Origin of the sequence: Litorimonas sp. (assembly GCA_029936425.1) — a bacterium.
In the GTDB taxonomy this organism is placed as follows: Bacteria; Pseudomonadota; Alphaproteobacteria; order Caulobacterales; family Maricaulaceae; genus Litorimonas.
Genome location: JAPYSU010000008.1, coordinates 110,173 through 125,565, shown reverse-complemented (window position 1 = coordinate 125,565; position 15,393 = coordinate 110,173). Strand labels below are relative to the sequence as shown.

At 48.3% G+C, this 15,393-nt stretch carries 16 protein-coding genes; 10 read left to right on the top strand and 6 right to left on the bottom strand.

Annotated elements, in window-relative coordinates; genetic code table 11:
• The first annotated feature begins 40 nt into the window (after positions 1-40).
• Genes ACN0IC_RS09295 through ACN0IC_RS09270 form a run of 6 tightly spaced genes read left to right on the top strand, consistent with a single transcriptional unit; the run spans position 41 to position 5,251 of the window.
• Positions 41-820: an SDR family NAD(P)-dependent oxidoreductase gene (locus ACN0IC_RS09295; RefSeq protein WP_416878503.1), complete on the top strand. Its 780-nt coding sequence runs from the start codon at positions 41-43 to the stop codon at positions 818-820.
• A gap of 13 nt (positions 821-833) precedes the next feature.
• Complete coding sequence (locus tag ACN0IC_RS09290; protein WP_416878502.1) at positions 834-2,153, top strand: aromatic ring-hydroxylating oxygenase subunit alpha; 1,320 nt, start codon at positions 834-836, stop codon at positions 2,151-2,153.
• 2 nt (positions 2,154-2,155) lie between these two features.
• Positions 2,156-3,172: an MDR family NADP-dependent oxidoreductase gene (locus ACN0IC_RS09285; protein WP_416878501.1), complete on the top strand. Its 1,017-nt coding sequence runs from the start codon at positions 2,156-2,158 to the stop codon at positions 3,170-3,172.
• 2 nt (positions 3,173-3,174) lie between these two features.
• Entirely contained in the window at positions 3,175-3,942 is a 768-nt protein-coding gene (locus ACN0IC_RS09280) for an SDR family oxidoreductase (RefSeq protein WP_416878500.1), read from the top strand.
• Positions 3,943-3,959: 17 nt separating this feature from the next.
• Positions 3,960-4,733, top strand: coding sequence for an SDR family NAD(P)-dependent oxidoreductase (locus ACN0IC_RS09275; RefSeq protein WP_416878499.1), 774 nt, complete (start codon positions 3,960-3,962; stop codon positions 4,731-4,733).
• The gene (locus tag ACN0IC_RS09270) at positions 4,733-5,251 is read left to right on the top strand and encodes a 5' nucleotidase, NT5C type (protein WP_416878498.1); all 519 of its coding nucleotides are present in this window, start codon (positions 4,733-4,735) and stop codon (positions 5,249-5,251) included. The genes ACN0IC_RS09275 and ACN0IC_RS09270 overlap by 1 nt, the downstream gene beginning before the upstream one ends.
• Before the next feature lies 1 nt (position 5,252).
• Here ACN0IC_RS09270 and ACN0IC_RS09265 read toward each other — a convergent pair whose 3' ends face one another.
• The 3 genes from ACN0IC_RS09265 to ACN0IC_RS09255 are packed head-to-tail and all read right to left on the bottom strand — an operon-like array spanning position 5,253 to position 7,867.
• Complete coding sequence (locus tag ACN0IC_RS09265) at positions 5,253-6,812, bottom strand: long-chain-fatty-acid--CoA ligase (RefSeq protein WP_416878497.1); 1,560 nt, start codon at positions 6,810-6,812, stop codon at positions 5,253-5,255.
• The gene (locus tag ACN0IC_RS09260; protein ID WP_416878496.1) at positions 6,809-7,099 is read right to left on the bottom strand and encodes a hypothetical protein; all 291 of its coding nucleotides are present in this window, start codon (positions 7,097-7,099) and stop codon (positions 6,809-6,811) included. The genes ACN0IC_RS09265 and ACN0IC_RS09260 overlap by 4 nt, the downstream gene beginning before the upstream one ends.
• A gap of 9 nt (positions 7,100-7,108) precedes the next feature.
• Positions 7,109-7,867, bottom strand: coding sequence for an SDR family NAD(P)-dependent oxidoreductase (locus tag ACN0IC_RS09255; RefSeq protein ID WP_416878495.1), 759 nt, complete (start codon positions 7,865-7,867; stop codon positions 7,109-7,111).
• A 164-nt stretch (positions 7,868-8,031) separates the two neighbouring features.
• Between ACN0IC_RS09255 and ACN0IC_RS09250 the strand changes: the two genes are divergently transcribed.
• On the top strand, positions 8,032-9,426 hold the full coding sequence (locus tag ACN0IC_RS09250) for an aromatic ring-hydroxylating oxygenase subunit alpha (protein WP_416878494.1): 1,395 nt from the start codon (positions 8,032-8,034) through the stop codon (positions 9,424-9,426).
• Here the strand turns inward: ACN0IC_RS09250 and ACN0IC_RS09245 are convergent.
• Entirely contained in the window at positions 9,423-10,427 is a 1,005-nt protein-coding gene (locus ACN0IC_RS09245; RefSeq protein ID WP_416878493.1) for an NADP-dependent oxidoreductase, read from the bottom strand. The two genes, ACN0IC_RS09250 and ACN0IC_RS09245, sit on opposite strands and share 4 nt — an antisense overlap.
• A gap of 119 nt (positions 10,428-10,546) precedes the next feature.
• On the opposite strand from ACN0IC_RS09245, the gene ACN0IC_RS09240 reads away from it, so the two are divergent.
• Both ACN0IC_RS09240 and ACN0IC_RS09235 read left to right on the top strand, forming a co-directional pair.
• Entirely contained in the window at positions 10,547-10,990 is a 444-nt protein-coding gene (locus ACN0IC_RS09240; protein ID WP_416878492.1) for a Zn-ribbon domain-containing OB-fold protein, read from the top strand.
• Positions 10,990-12,135, top strand: a complete 1,146-nt coding sequence (locus ACN0IC_RS09235; RefSeq protein ID WP_416878491.1) for a thiolase family protein — start codon at positions 10,990-10,992, stop codon at positions 12,133-12,135. Before ACN0IC_RS09240 ends, ACN0IC_RS09235 begins: the two co-directional genes overlap by 1 nt.
• 94 nt (positions 12,136-12,229) lie before the next feature.
• Here the strand turns inward: ACN0IC_RS09235 and ACN0IC_RS09230 are convergent, their stop codons facing one another.
• Positions 12,230-13,405, bottom strand: a complete 1,176-nt coding sequence (locus tag ACN0IC_RS09230; RefSeq protein ID WP_416878490.1) for an aromatic ring-hydroxylating oxygenase subunit alpha — start codon at positions 13,403-13,405, stop codon at positions 12,230-12,232.
• Between the two features lies 1 nt (position 13,406).
• Entirely contained in the window at positions 13,407-14,417 is a 1,011-nt protein-coding gene (locus tag ACN0IC_RS09225) for an NADP-dependent oxidoreductase (RefSeq protein ID WP_416878489.1), read from the bottom strand.
• A gap of 155 nt (positions 14,418-14,572) precedes the next feature.
• On the opposite strand from ACN0IC_RS09225, the gene ACN0IC_RS09220 reads away from it, so the two are divergent.
• Positions 14,573-15,340 (top strand): SDR family NAD(P)-dependent oxidoreductase, encoded by a 768-nt coding sequence (locus ACN0IC_RS09220; protein WP_416878488.1) that lies wholly within the window; start codon positions 14,573-14,575, stop codon positions 15,338-15,340.
• The last annotated feature ends 53 nt before the right edge of the window (positions 15,341-15,393 follow it).

Below are 15,393 nucleotides of genomic sequence, written 5' to 3'. Positions count from 1 at the left end.
TAGAAGCGCATGAAATCAATATAGGTCATAGGGGATGCCAGTGAGCGGTCGCTTAGCAGGTAAAACAGCCATTATAATCGGAGCGTCCAACCCCGATAGTATGGGCGCCGTTACAGCAATGCGTTTTGCGAAAGAGGGAGCAAATTTAATTCTTGCAGCGAGGCGTGAGGCAGACCTTAAGACTGTCGCGGAGAATGTTTCGGCACTCGCGGTGACAGCAGATGTCACTGATGAGGAGAGTTTGGCCGCTCTTGCGGACAGGGCAATCTCTGAATTTGGCAGTCTCGATATAGCGGTAAACTATGCCGGGATTGAGGTTAGTGGTCCGATTAGCGAAATCACACCGGAAGATTTGCGCCGATCTTCAGACGTGCATTTCATGGGGCCGATTCTGTTTTTTAAACATATGGCAGAGCGTATGTCTTCTGGAGAAACGCCTGGCGGCTCTCTAATTACGGCCTCAAGCATGACGGCCATCTTGGCTCCGCCCGGTTACGCGGGTTACGCTGGCGCGAAAAGCGGCGCGGATCATGCGGTGAAGATCGCCGCCGTCGAATATGGTCCGAAAAACATCCGTGTGAATGCGATAGCGCCGGGCTTCACAAAAACAACAATGACGGAGCAAGCTTTTGAGGTGGAGAGCCTCGCACAGGCTTTTCTAAATGAGACGCCGCTTGGCCGCGCCCCCACCACGCAAGATATCGCCAATGCCGCTCTGTGGCTCGCTTCCGACGAGGCCTTTGTCACAGGTCAAATCATTGATGTCACGGGGGGACAAACGCTGCGGCGCATACCAACGCCACAAGAGATGGGATTTTAAAGAGAAAGATGTTATGAAAAATATAGATTCATTTCCCGGAGGATATCACCCGGATTACGATCCTTCCGTCCGCGGCGATAACATCACCGCAGAGCGATATTTTTCCAAAGAGTGGATGCAAAAAGAATGGGATCACCTCTGGACCAAGATTTGGCATGTCGGGGGACATATCTCCGACGTTGAAGAGCCGGGCGACTGGGTTCGTCATAATATAATGAATGAGTCGGTCATCATGATCCGGCAGGAAGACGGTGGCATCAAAGCCTTTTACAATGCCTGTCAACATCGCGGAAACCGACTGGTGTTTTCTGATATTGGAGGCGGGGAATCAATCACTTGCTCTTATCACGGTTGGAAGTGGGGCAAAGACGGCGTATTGAAACACGCGCAAAATGCTGAAGACGTCGTGGGGGGCAACCCTTGTGGAAAGCTTAAGCTTGTGGAGCTTCAATGCGAAGTCTGGGCCGGGTTCATTTGGTATAATATGGATCCAGATGCCACGCCTCTTATTGAATGGCTTGATCCCTTGCCTGAAATGTTGGCAGGATATCAGATGGAGACGCAAACCCGGACTCTCCACCTAACGACCGAAGCCCCATGTAACTGGAAAGTTATAAGAGATAATTTTAACGAATCCTATCATTTGCCGACTTTGCATCCCGAGCTCGCGACTTTTGTTGAAGATGACTATAAAAATACACATTTCCAGAGCTATGAGAGCGGCCACAATGTAATGGTCATGAAGGGGCATCAGCCGTCCACGAGAGAGATACCGCAGGAATTTTGTGAGCCTCCGCTGGATGTTGTTCTTGAATATTGGGGGCTGGATCCAAAAGACTTTGAGAAAAGACCTACTGATGCGCGTATCGCAATCCAAAAAGCCAAGAGAGAGAAAGGGGCTGAAAAAGGCTATACTTTTTTCGAAACGCTGAATGACGCTCAATTGACAGATTATTATCACTGTACTCTCTGGCCGAATTTTACGTTGACCCTAAGTGCCGATGGATTCCAAGTGCTGCGAAGCGAGCCCCATCCGACAGACCCTGAAAAATGTATTTTTGACCATTGGTTTTTTAACCCCGAAGTTCAAGGCCGCGATGTGGTGGAGACACCTTGCGGACCGAAGCCTTTTGAAGACGCGGAACATGAAACCATTGTCTATGGCGAAAAATCCTTAGGCTTCGTCGCGGATCAGGATCTTTCCGTCGGCTCCAGTCAACAACAGGGTCTGCATTCCAAGGGATATACCGGCGGTGTTTTAACCGGACAAGAAAAACGGATTCAGCGCTTTCATGAATTACTTAATGATACTGTCGGCGTTGGACCCACTTAGCTATGGCTTCAAAAGAAAATAAAATGGTTCGTCTGGTGAAGCGGCCGGACGGAGCGCCTGACCCGAGCTGCTTTAAAGTTGTTAGCGGCTCGATCCCGGAGCCGGGCGAGGGGGAATTCCTACTTGAAAACCTGATTTTTTCCATGGATGCCGGCGTTCGAGGCTTTATGAACGAAGCTGCAACATTTGAGGGATATATGCCTCAAATCCCGCTAGGCGAAACCGTATTCGGTATGACCCTTGGAAAGGTTCTTAAATCCAATAACCCGTCCGTTAAAGTCGGTAGTTATATGAGAGGCATGGCAAAGTGGGAGAATTACTCCATTTTGAACGATGCTATCGGACTTGAAAAAGTAGAACCGAAGCCGGGCGTACCGCTTCAACATTATATGGGCGCGCTTGGCCCTGTCGGACTCACGGCTTGGGTTGGGATGTGCAAAATCGGCGAGGTTAAAAAAGGTGACACTGTCGTGGTAAATGCCGCGGCGGGCGCGACGGGCGGGCTGGCAGGGCAAATTGCCAAACTCCGCGGAGCGCGCGTCATTGGTTTGACGAGCACGAAAGCGAAAATCGAGCGCCTATATGAGCTTGGATATGATGAGGCGGTTAATTACAAAACCGTCGATGACCTAGGCTCTGCAATTTCTGAAAAATGCCCTGAGGGTGTGAATGTGTTTTTCGATAATGTCGGCGGTGAAATGCTTGAAAGCATCCTGCCCGTGATGGCGGAAAACGGCTGTATTGTATGTTGTGGTATGATTGCAGATTATAATAGTGATACCCCTTATGGGGTTAAGAGCCTCTGGAATATTGTTCTGAAACGATTGAGGTTGCAGGGCTTTCTCCTCTTTGATCATTTCGACGTCATACCCAAAGCGCAGTCTGAGTTAAACGATTGGGCCGCGTCTGGAGAGCTGAAGATATTTGATAATATTTACAACGGCGTAGCAGAAATACCCACCGCCTTTATTGATCTCATGACCGGTAAGACTATGGGAAAAACTTTGGTGAAGGCATAATTATGGCCGACTCAACAATCTTAATCACGGGCGGCGCGTCAGGTATCGGCGCGGCCATTGTGCGCACGGCATTGGCAGAGTTTGAGAATGTGTTTTTCTCAGATATTCAGGACGATTTGGGAGAAAAGCTCGCAGTAGAAACAGGAGCCACATATTTAAATCAGGACGTTTCGAACGAAAAACGCTGGAAAGAGGTCATGGCGGAAATTGTTAGCGCAACCGGCCGTCTTGATGCCTTAATAAACAATGCCGGTATTTTCCTGGGCGGAAGTATCGAAGATACAGAAATGGATCTTTGGATGAAAATGATCGCCGTAAATCAAACGGGGACTATGCTTGGATGCCGAGAAGCTATTTCCGTGATGAAAGAAAATCCCGGTGGCCCCAAAGGATCCATCGTAAATATGTCGTCGATTACAGGTTTTATCGGCCTGGCGAATGGCGCGGCCTACGGAGCAACCAAAGGTGCGGTTCGGTTACTATCCAAATCAATCGCGGTCCACTGCGCGAAAGAATATAAGAACATTCGTTGCAATTCAGTTCACCCCGGTGCGATTGATACGCCAATGAACCAAGCAGCCTTTGAGGCCTCAGGGGATGCCGCCGGCACAAGAGCATTCTTTGAAACGTTACAGCCAATTGGCCGTATGGGCACATCGGAAGAAATTGCCAATGGGGTTATGTTTCTAGCCTCTGATAAATCTAGTTTTGTGACGGGTACAGAATTGTTGATTGATGGCGGTTGGCTAGCGGCCTCCGGCCCTCTTTAAGAGGCTCCTGAATCAATATGACCGGACGTCTCACAGGAAAAGTAGCGCTAATATCTGGCGGGGCGAGTGGTATCGGCGCCGCGACCGCTCAGTTATTCGTGCAAGAAGGCGCACGATTGGTCGTGGGTGATATCAATATAGAAAAAGGGCAGAGTGTTGCTGATCAGCTCGGGGATGCAGCGAGTTTTGTTGAGCTTGACGTAACCTCTCCTGAAAGTTGGGAAGAGGCTGTAGAGGCAACCAAAAAAGAATTTGGCGGGATAACCACGTTGATAAACTCGGCTGGTGTAAGCATTCCCGGTAGTATCGAAGACATATCCTTAGAGGACTTTAGAAAAACGATCTCCATTAACTTGGAAGGGACTTTTTTAGGCACACAGGCGGGTGTTAGGGCGCTAAAAACTGTAAAACGGGCCGCAATCGTGAATGTCGCCTCCACTTTAGGACACCGCGGCGGCGCCTTTATTCCGGCCTATTGCGCCTCCAAGGGGGGCGTTCGAATGTTCACACGTTCCGTAGCTCTGCACTGTGCAGAGAGCCGGTATGATATTCGCGTCAACACGGTCTCCCCGGGGGCAATACATACGGAAATGGTTGAGGCTTATATTGATGCCGGCGTTAAAGCCGGTTCCTCAGCCGAAGATGTTATAAAGGGTTTCGCCAATGGCCATCCCATGAAGCGGCTCGGAACCCCGGATGAACCTGCCAATGCTATTCTTTTCCTGGCATCTGACGAAGCCAGTTATTCGACTGGAATCGATATCCCTGTAGACGGAGGTTACCTCGCCTGATGGCCCGAATTGCTTTTGATATGGACGATGTCATCACCGACACTTACGCCGCTCAGAAAAAATGGCTGGAAACGACCTATCCGGAGACGGCGGAGTTCGCCGATGGACGGAAATTTGACACCTTTCTGTCAGATGTACAGCATAACCACTTTTGGGAGATGCTTGGCGAAGGAGAGTTTTTCGGCGAAATCCAACCTATGGAGGGCGCTGTCGAAACCCTCAGGGAGCTCAATCGCAGACATGAGCTTTTTATTGTCACAGCTGCCACATTGTTCCCGAAGTCATGTATCCACAAATATAATTGGGTTCAGCGGCATCTACCTTTTTTTGATGTGGGCAATATTGTGTTTTGTGCAAATAAAAGCATCGTAAATGTTGATTATCTAATCGATGATCATGCGGAAAACTTTGCGGGCCTGAAAGGGCAGGGGCTTTTATTTGACGCCGTTCACAACAGGACTTCATCTTATCCTGATAGAATAGAAAACTGGTCAGCTGTTAGGAATTATAAATTCTAAACTAATTAACGCCGCGATTCATTCCGCCCCAATGCGGCGCTCGTAATTCCCGCTTTAAAATCTTGCCCGAGGCATTGCGTGGCAGGGCTGTCAGAAACTCAACCTTTTTTGGACACTTAAATTTAGCGATTTTGGAATGGCAATTCTCGATTATATTCTCTGATGTTGTCGACGCATTCTCTTTGAGAACAATGTAAGCCATGACAGCTTCGCCCCATTTTTCGTCAGGCACACCGATAACGGCAACTTGCTGAACCAATGGGTCCTCAAGCAAAGCAATTTCGACCTCGGCCGAATAAATATTTTCGCCGCCGGAAACAATCATGTCTTTGATACGGTCCTGTATATAGAGATAGCCTTCATCATCTAAGAAACCGGCGTCGCCCGAGCGTAACCAGCCGCCTTCAAAGAAGGTTTGCTTTGTAGCTTCCTCATTCTTCCAATACCCGCTCATATTGCTGGCGGATCGGATTACGATCTCCCCGGTTTCACCTACCGCGCAGTCCTGGCCTTCGGAATCGGTAATTCGAATTTCAACACCATTAAGAGGTTTGCCAACAGATTTCATTTTCGGGTTTTCGGGAATAGTGTGGTCTTCGGGCGGAAGCGCGACGCAAGTACCACAGGTTTCGGTCATCCCGTATTTTTGAACGAATTGACATCCGAACACATCTATACAAGCCTTCATCAATTCCACCGGAATTGGCGATGCGCCATATTGAATATAATTGAGCTTGGAGAAATCAGTATCGTTCACGCGGGGGTCATCAAGTATGATTTGGAGTGCGGAAGGCACAATAAATTGTTTCGAGATATCGTATTTTACCATAATATCCAATTGAGCGCCGGCATCAAAAGTAGGCATTATCACCCCGGTGGCTCCAGCGTAAAGAATTGTCAGGCCGAAGCTCGTACCGCCGATATGGAAACAGGGCATGGATACCAAGCCGACATCGTCACTTGTCCAGCGGTTCCAAGCCGGGCTTTCAGGATCTAAATCACGGCGTCTGTTACTGAGCATGGCCGCATTGGACATCCTCACACCCTTTGGCCGTCCTGTTGTACCGGAAGTGTATAGCTGCAACACGTCATCGTCAGCGGAGCGGTTTACTTTTACTTCTTCGGTAGAGTGACGGTTACGCCATTCATCATATTCCTCTAGAGCAATAACGGTAAGGTCAGATTTGGATTTTGCTATACGTTTTGCTTTGTCCATAAATTCCGGCCCGGCAAATAATATTCGGCTTTCCGAATTGGACAGGATGTAGGCGATTTCCGGTTCTGATAAACGCCAGTTGATAGGGCAGGTTACGCCTCCAGCTTTTGATGCCCCGATCTGTAACTCGAAATAAGCGACGGTATTTTTACCGAGGTAACACACACGTTCGTCGGGTTTCATATCTAAGGCAAGCAAGCCATTCGCTAATTGATTGGTGTGGGCATTAAATGCTTCAAAACTCAGAGGGTGGTCCTCGTAAATGTAGAGGGTTTTTTCAGGATTTATCTGGGCTTGAATCCGCGCCAAATCCCCTAGCGTCACCGCACTTTCAACTGTACTCATGGGAGCCAATCTTCCATAAATGTCAGGGTTTCGTTCAGAGTGCTCTTACCCATCTCTTCTTTCATCTCCGGATATTTTTCGTGGGTTTTTAAAAAAGCAATACCTGCATCCGGAGAGACGCCGACGTCCCAAATATTGGTGAGCTGCGATGGGTTTTCCCGGTTGAGCATGGAGGCAACGAGCGTCCAGCCAGCTTCTTTCATAATCGGGACATAATATCGGGATATCACGCGAGAAAGACGCTCACGCTCTCCTTCGCGAATATCGATTTCGGCTTTTATATACATCGTGCGGGGTTAGAATTGGACCCGTTTTGTATAGCCGCCATCAATAATAATATTGGTGCCTGTTGTATAGCTGGATGCCGAACTTGCGAGAAAGACGACTGTCTTTGCAATTTCGTCAGGCGTTCCAAAGCGGCCTAAAGCCATAATTTCTGCTTGGCTTTCATAGAATTCTGGTTTCGCTTCTTTTACTTTCGACCAGTTGCCGCCTGGATAAGAAATGGGTCCCGGAGAAACCATATTCACGCGAATACCTTTTGGCCCTAAGGATTGGGATAATTGCTTACCGTAAGTGATAAGAGCGGCTTTTAGAGCATTGAAAGCCTGAGGGCGAATAAAAGTCTCAACTGCCGCTGTTGACGACATAAAAATCACGGAGCCTTCTCCTGATTTTTCTAGGTAAGGGGTGAGCGCTTCGATAGAGGTAACAGCGCCTTTAATATCAAGATTGTAGGTCATATCCCAGTCGCCCGATCCCCCTGCGCCTGAAGATGACATGTTGTGAACAAAAATATCGCACCCACCCAACTTGTCTGCTGCTTTGGTAAGCCAGGTGCCGTAGGCGTCCATGTCGTTAACTTCGAAAGCTTCGGCAAACACTTTTCCGCCGTGTGCTTTCAATTCTTTTTCAGCGGTTTTGACCTGTTCCTCGTTCCGAGAGAAAAAAGCGACATCGGCTCCTTCCTTGGCGAAATGTTCCAACGCTGCGCGACCGAGACCACGACTGCCACCGGTTAAGATTACCTTCTTGCCCTTTAGCCCCAGATCCATGTCGCTCTCCTGAAATCTATTCTGTGTAAATTGAAGGACATTTTATGCCATTCATAAGGGTTTAGGAAAACCTATCTATAAAGGTGGGCTTGGTTCAGTCTTAATTTGGAATATATTTAAGAACGTTGATAAAAACACTATAGTTTGATTTGAGACCGGATAAAATGGATAAAAGTAAGCTAAGTACGCGGCCGGACCTTACCTATGAGGAGATCATTTCGGCAGATAAATCAGGCGCGCCAGATTTTTTACGGCACGCGGATAAGATAGAAGCAAAGCTAGAGCCTGTTTCGGTCGAGCGTTACTGGTCACGCGATTTTTTTGAAAAAGAAAACAAGTACCTTTGGACGCGAACGTGGCAGATGGCCTGTATGATCCAAGACATTCCAAAAATTGGCGATTGTTTTCTATACGAAATTTCAGACAAGTCTCTAATTATCACTCAAACTGAAAATGGAGTTAAAGCGTTCTTTAATTCCTGTCTCCATCGCGGACGCAAATTAATTACGGGCCATTGCAATAAAACAAAATTTGTGTGCCCGTTTCACGCAATAGCATGGAGCAATACCGGCGAATTGGTGAACAACCCAATAGCTTGGGATATGCCACAATGGAACTCAGAGAACTCGCAACTCCCTCAGGCGAAGGTTGCTGTTTGGGGTGGGTTTGTCTTTATAAATATGGATCAAGACGCTCCAGAGTTTGGAGATTGGGCTGCCCCCATGATCAAACATTTCAAGCCTTATGATTGGGATAACCGGTATTGTGAATTCTGGTTTGAAAAGCATGTTCGTGCCAATTGGAAAACGACAGCTGAGCCCTTTATGGAAAGCCACCATTCCCAAACGACACACCCCCAATTATTGCCATCGATTGCAGATATTAATTCTCAATATGATTCTTTAAATAATTATATTTCCAGACACATCTCGGCCGGCGCAACTGCCTCCCCTTCATTGGATCCGCCTCTGACGGATATAGAGCAACTCGCGCTCATGCAAAAGCGTGGAGACTCCCGCACGGATGGGGTGGACATAGATAGCTTGCCCGCCGATTTCCGGACACGAAGCTTGTTGGCAGACCATACGAGAACGCGACTAACGGCAGAGACAGGGTATGATCACAGCGATGCCAAAGATGCAGAGGTGTTGGACTATCTCCTATATGGTGTTTTCCCTAATATGGCATTTTGGGCGGGGTATGGGCCGAAGCTAGTATATAGATGGCGCCCTGAACCGGGCAATCCTGAAGGGTCAATCATGGATGTTATGCTGATGGCGCCTCTGCCAAAAGGTGCCAAGAGACCCCCGCGCGCTCAAAAGACGGTACTGGGTTATGATGATCGGTTCTCGGATCAAAACCCCGGATCTTCCTCTTTGAAAATGGTTTTTGATCAGGACTTTGGGAATATCCCACACGTGCAGACAGGTATGAAATCCTCCGCAGAAGGCGTCGTTCATTTTAGCAATTATACAGAAGCCAGAATTCGATATATGCACCAAATGATCGATAACTTCATTGCGACCGGAGAGCGCGGGGAAGCTATTCCAAAGCCTTAAATTCTGAGGAGTTGTTTCCCAAGATTTTTACCGGAAAACAGTCTCATAAAGGTCGACGGTATATTGTCGAAGCCTTCTTGGATATCCTCGAAATACCGAAATTTGTCTTCAGCAATCCATGACTTTATCTGGGCGCGGGCTTCAGGAAATTGCTCTTTATAATCCGGAGATAAGATACCCCGCATATTTGCGCGTTTATGGACAAGCTGAAAATAATTTTTTGGGCCAGGCGGCGGGTTGTCTGTCTCATAACGTGATATCGCTCCGCAGATTACAACTCGTGCTCCGACAGCCATATTCGCAAGAGCCGCGTCCAGGAAAGGGCCGCCGACATTATCGAAAACAACATCAAATCCTTTTGGTGCGTGTTGTTTCATTGCCGCCTTTAAGTCTTCGGACTTATAGTCAATCGCTCCATGCAACTCCAAGCCTTCAATTAGGTGCTTACATTTGCGAGCCCCTCCCGCGACACCGACCACTTTGCACCCCGAAATTTTTGCCATTTGCCCCACCATTGATCCTACGGCCCCGGCTGCGCCTGAAATTAGGACATGATCGCCAGACTTCGGTTTTCCAGCGTCGAAGAAGCCAAAATAGGCTGCCATTCCGGTTGAGCCTAATGGGCCGAGATGAAGCCTGGTGAGATCATCATCGGGAAGAATAGTGAGGTCCTGACTTTCCATCACCGAATGGGTCTGCCACCCCAGATAGCCGTGGACCGTCATTCCAGTCTTAAAATTGGAGCTACGACTCTCTATCACGCGTCCTATTCCGCGGCCCCGCATGACCTGCCCCTTTTCAGTCTTGGCGGCATAGGCCAAACGATTTTCCATTTGTCCTTTTAAGGAGGGGGTGAATTCCAAATATCTGACTTCTACCATAACCTGACCATCTGTCAGATCTGGGACAGGGGCAGATACTTTTTTAAAATCCGACTTCGCAACTTTCCGGCCAGCAGGGTTTCCATCTATCAGCCATTGTTTGTTTTCCGGGTTGGGCATGGAATCTCTCTATCGGCTCAACTTATTCTATACCCAACCTCAACCATAAAATGGGTACTGAAATACACTGACCTTTTAGAGGGGAGATACAGCCGCAGATAAATGGTAATTCTAGTCGTATGACAGATATCAGCTCCCCAAATTCCACCTCTGGAAGACACATCGCGACTGACCTCTTTACAGATCAACCAAGCTTGATCGGGTCACGTTGCAGCAATTGCGGAGAGATATATTTTCCTATTCGGTCTAGCTGTAGTCAGTGTTCTAGCGAGAATCTAGAGAGAGAAAACCTCGGCAATCAGGGCGTTTTATGGTCATGGACCATACAGCATTATATGCCCAAACCGCCTTATAACTCTGGGGAGACTAAAGACACTTTTACGCCCTACGGTATTGGTCTGGTGGAAATGCCAAGCGGCGTTAAAGTCAAGACGCGCCTAAATGTGAACCAGGCAAAGGCACTTAATATTGGTGACCCGTATATTTTGGCCCTCAAACCTTTCCGGACTGATGAGAATGGCGACTCAATTCTTACATTTGTTTTCGACCGGGAGATTGGCTGATGAGCCGCGTAGCAATTGTAGGTATGGGGCTCCACCCATTTGGTAAATTTCCTGAAAAATCAGCTCTGGACATGGGCGTAGAGGCTACCCGCCTTGCATTGAAAGATGCGGGACTGGACTGGCGGGATATTAATATCGGGTTTGGAGGTTCCCGCGATGGGGGCTACGCTATGGCGGCAGTTAACGAACTCGGATTAACGGGACTGCCATTTGTCAATCTTTACACCGGCTGTGCAACGGGAGGCAGTTCTTTATTCGCTGCTGCAAATGCGGTGCGCGCTGGAACTGCAAAATATGCCTTAGCGCTTGGGTTTGATAAACATCAACGCGGAGCCTTCTCCCCTAACGCAAGGAATAACGGAGTTCCTTCTTGGTTTTCCGAAACGGGCTTGATGGTGACCACGCAGTTTTTCGCGCTGAAAATCCAAAGGTACATGCATGAGCACGGCATTAGCAAACAGACTTTGGCCCAAGTTGCCGAAAAAGCCTTCCATAATGGTTCGTTGAATCCGAATGCCTGGCGGACGGATCCCGTCTCCGCAGACTATATTGCACAATCGACTATGGTCAGTGACCCGCTTACCAAATTTATGTTCTGCAGCCCGTCTCAAGGCGGCGCCGCAATTATTTTGACGAGCGAGGAAGAGGCGAAGCGAATGGGAGCAAAGCCTATATTTCTAGACGCGATGGAAATGCGGACACGGCAATATGGCAGTTTCGAAGTTTATGAAACATCTCTCGCCAAAAACCTGGGGCCTGCAGTCACAGCTGACGCCGCTAAAGCCGCGTTCGAAGCGGCCTCGATTGGGCCGGATGAAATTGATGTTCTTCAATTGCAGGACACAGAAACAGGCGCCGAGATAATGCATATGGCGGAAAACGGATTTTGTGAACATGGGGAGCAAGAAAAGCTTATCCGAGACCGGGCTACAGCCATAGGCGGCTCCATGCCAATCAATACAGATGGTGGATGTCTAGCGAACGGGGAACCGATCGGGGCGTCTGGTCTCCGGCAGGTTTATGAAATATGTTTGCAATTGAGAGGCGTGGCAGGAAAGCGGCAAGTGCCCAACTCGCCGAAAACCGGTTACACTCATGTTTATGGCGCGCCCGGCATAAGCGCGGTAAATATTCTCTCAGTTTAACTGAACACTTTAGGGCAAAGCAAAGAACTAGGCGCTTCCTGTGGGGAAACGCCTTAAATATTTTTTTGTGACCAACTAAATTGAAGCCCACACTCTAAATTGTTGGCATCGGACCTTTGCGGTCATTCATGTAGTAAGCAAGACACTCATGAAAGAACTGGTTCCCGCGTTCGTTTTTGCCCAAAATTATAGATTTGTGCGCTCCGGACTCCAACCCTTTCTGAATTTGGTCGCCGGTCGCATAATCTTCATCGCGCACAACATCATGAAGAAAGTCCATCATTCCTTCTAGCGCCGCTTTATCTTCATCATCTTTAGGTGGATCGGGTCGGAAGAATGTCAAAACTGTGCGGTTTTTATCCGGCGTTTCGCCCGGAAAGAGCTGAGCCACCTGGGTTATTTCGGGCGCCAAGAAAACAGACACATTGGGGAAAAGAATTCGAACGAAGTCATACCCTGTATTTTCCATCTCACCCCATTTCTCTTTAGGAGCGGCATCTAACTTTTCCTTTATGTCCGTCTGTGCAAAACCTATGCGCATATGCGGGCCAAAAGATTCGTAATGTGTTAAGTTTGACAGGGTGCGCGGGTGAATGGTCTCTGGATGGAGCTGCGCAAAATGATACCCTTCAAGATATCCGTCAAACGCAATTTTCCAGTTTGCTCCGGTCAACTCCCGTTGACCAAGATAAGCCCAGTCTTTGAAATTTGCATTTTCGAGATCATCCAGCATGCCGTCCAAGAAATTGTCAAGATTTATCTCTTTGCCCGGCGTTAGGATAACAAATATGAGGCCGCCTTTTTCTTCACACGGGAGTTCACGTAATCCCAAAGTAGACTTGTCGACATGACCAAAGGTATTTCCTTCTGCGACTCCCATCAATCGTCCATCTGCGCTATACGTCCAGCCGTGATACTTGCAGGCAAACCGTTTCTTAATGCCGCAGCCGTTTTCCGCAACGGCGGCGGCGCGGTGGGAGCATACGTTCAAAAAGGCCCTAACGACTCCGTCTTTTCCGCGGGTCATAAGGACTGGAAGGCCCGCAGCATCCATGGCTTTATAAGAGTGGGGTTCCCTAAGTTCTGCAGTCGTCGCGAGTGCTAGGGGCAGCTCTTTAAATATTTTGGATACTTCTGCTTCCCAAATATCCTGATCCAGATAGGCGGAGGAGGGAATTGTGACAATTTTATCTGTCTGGTATGTCGTTTTGTTCTCGGCATAATCATAGATGATTTCAGCCGTTTTCTGTAACCCTGTATCTTTGGTCATTCTATTTCCCGCTAATGTCTAAAATGAGTTTTCCTTTATTACCCCCGCTGAATAAAAGCATAAATGCGTCGAAAGTGTTCTCGATGCCGTGCTCAATGTGCTCATCAAATTTTAGTTTATCATCGGCTATCCAGCTTGCCATCACGGCTGCGCCTTCGGCGAACTTAGGCACATAATCGCGGATAAGGAATCCTTTCATGGATGCCTGCTTAACAATAAGTTGCCAGATATTCCGCGCGCCTTTCGGATCTGAATTATATTCAGAAATAAGTCCGCAAAGGACCACTCTGGCGTGTTCATTCAGAGCCAAAATGCCGGCATCCAGAATATCGCCGCCGACATTTTCAAATATTACGTCGACGCCGTCGGGCGCAGCATCTTTGATAGCTTTCTCCAGCTGTTCGAGTGATTTCCCTCTGTAGTCAATCGCCGCGTCAAACCCGTAATACTCCAGCAGGCGTTTGCATTTTTCTGACCCCCCGGCAATTCCGACGGCTCTGCAGTCTTTCAACTTGGCAATTTGTCCGACGGCCGATCCCACGGCGCCGGCGGCGCCGGAGACCAAGACAGTGTCCCCAGCTTTAGGCTGCCCAGAATCTAGCAAACCAAAATAAGCCGTCATTCCCACCGCGCCTAAAATCGATAAATAATTTGTCGGTGAGGAAACAATGCTGGTGTCGATTGGGGATGTGAAACCACCTTCCTGAACCAAAGAATACTCTTCAATACCATTAAGACCCAGCACCCATTGGCCTTCCTCAAAATTCGGGTTTTTGCTTTCTTCAACGCGACCAACAGTGGTCGCACGAATGCTGGCTCCGATTTCGATAGGGGGCATATAGGAGGGCGAGTCATCCATCCAGCCTCGTTGAGCCGGATCGAGAGAGATGAAGTGATTCCGAACAAGAAATTCGCCGGACGAGATACTTGGAATAGGTTCTTCCACCAATTCAAAATCGCTCTCCACCGGGGAGCCATTGGGTCGACGTTTCAGGATGAATTTGCGATTCATTTTGGTGGCCATAAATATCACAATTAAAAAAAAGCGGTGTCGTTCAATAGTTATCTGAAAACTAGGGCTTAATTCCTTATGGCTTCAACTCACTTTTTTGGGGGGTATTTTGCTATTTTGCTTGGATTAGTGTTTCTGCAAATTAGGAGGAGTATATGTCTGGTCGAATTGAAGGAAAAGTGGCGCTCGTAACCGGAGGGGCGTCCTGTCCCGGCCTAGGGTATTCGATTGCCGAACGTTTTGCGCGGGAGGGGGCAACTGTTTATATTTCCGACATTGATGAAAAAGGGGCAAAAGAGGCTTCGGAGAAGCTAAACAAAGCTGGCGGCACGACTTATGCCTTAAATCATGATGTGACATCTGAAGCCGATTGGGACGAAGTCTTCAACACAATTTCCAAACAATCCGGACAACTTGATGTTCTGGTAAACAATGCGGGCGTCGCGCTTTTGGGGCCTATCGAGACGCAAACTACCCCTAACTTTAATACACAAATGGATATTAATTCCAACAGCGTTTATTACGGTATGCAGCGGGCCGTAAAAGCCATGCGAGAAAGCGGAACGGGCGGATCTATTATCAATATTTCATCGGTATGCGGACAAGTTGGTGTGCCTGGTTGCTTAGCCTATGCGGCGGCAAAGGGCGCCGTCAAAATGATGACCAAGGTGGTAGCACTTGAAACAGCGCGGCAGAATATTCGGGTAAACAGTGTCCACCCCGGTTTTATTGCGACTAATATTCAGGCTGATGCTGTTCGCGACAATCCCGATTTTTACGATCAAATTGCCGCCTCTATTCCCAATGGCCGATATGGTGAGCCAGAGGATGTGGCGAATCTGGTCTTATTTTTAGCGTCTGACGAAGCGAGCTATATCACAGGGTCAGAACTGACGATAGACGGTGGAATGACGGCTCAATAAAGCGAAATTGAACCTGGCGGGCCAATCGTATTAGAAGTAAAGGTGAGGTTCTG

Bases quoted from the DNA above. Each gene is read 5' to 3' on its own strand.
- ACN0IC_RS09285 (WP_416878501.1), top strand. From the start codon at position 2,156: ATGGCTTCAAAAGAAAATAAAATGGTTCGTCTGGTGAAGCGGCCGGAC.
- ACN0IC_RS09235 (WP_416878491.1), top strand. From the start codon at position 10,990: ATGAGCCGCGTAGCAATTGTAGGTATGGGGCTCCACCCATTTGGTAAA.
- ACN0IC_RS09280 (WP_416878500.1), top strand. From the start codon at position 3,175: ATGGCCGACTCAACAATCTTAATCACGGGCGGCGCGTCAGGTATCGGC.
- ACN0IC_RS09240 (WP_416878492.1), top strand. From the start codon at position 10,547: ATGACAGATATCAGCTCCCCAAATTCCACCTCTGGAAGACACATCGCG.
- ACN0IC_RS09275 (WP_416878499.1), top strand. From the start codon at position 3,960: ATGACCGGACGTCTCACAGGAAAAGTAGCGCTAATATCTGGCGGGGCG.
- ACN0IC_RS09260 (WP_416878496.1), bottom strand. From the start codon at position 7,099: ATGTATATAAAAGCCGAAATCGATATTCGCGAAGGAGAGCGTGAGCGT.
- ACN0IC_RS09255 (WP_416878495.1), bottom strand. From the start codon at position 7,867: ATGGATCTGGGGCTAAAGGGCAAGAAGGTAATCTTAACCGGTGGCAGT.
- ACN0IC_RS09245 (WP_416878493.1), bottom strand. From the start codon at position 10,427: ATGCCCAACCCGGAAAACAAACAATGGCTGATAGATGGAAACCCTGCT.
- ACN0IC_RS09230 (WP_416878490.1), bottom strand. From the start codon at position 13,405: ATGACCAAAGATACAGGGTTACAGAAAACGGCTGAAATCATCTATGAT.
- ACN0IC_RS09270 (WP_416878498.1), top strand. From the start codon at position 4,733: ATGGCCCGAATTGCTTTTGATATGGACGATGTCATCACCGACACTTAC.
- ACN0IC_RS09220 (WP_416878488.1), top strand. From the start codon at position 14,573: ATGTCTGGTCGAATTGAAGGAAAAGTGGCGCTCGTAACCGGAGGGGCG.
- ACN0IC_RS09265 (WP_416878497.1), bottom strand. From the start codon at position 6,812: ATGAGTACAGTTGAAAGTGCGGTGACGCTAGGGGATTTGGCGCGGATT.
- ACN0IC_RS09250 (WP_416878494.1), top strand. From the start codon at position 8,032: ATGGATAAAAGTAAGCTAAGTACGCGGCCGGACCTTACCTATGAGGAG.
- ACN0IC_RS09290 (WP_416878502.1), top strand. From the start codon at position 834: ATGAAAAATATAGATTCATTTCCCGGAGGATATCACCCGGATTACGAT.
- ACN0IC_RS09225 (WP_416878489.1), bottom strand. From the start codon at position 14,417: ATGAATCGCAAATTCATCCTGAAACGTCGACCCAATGGCTCCCCGGTG.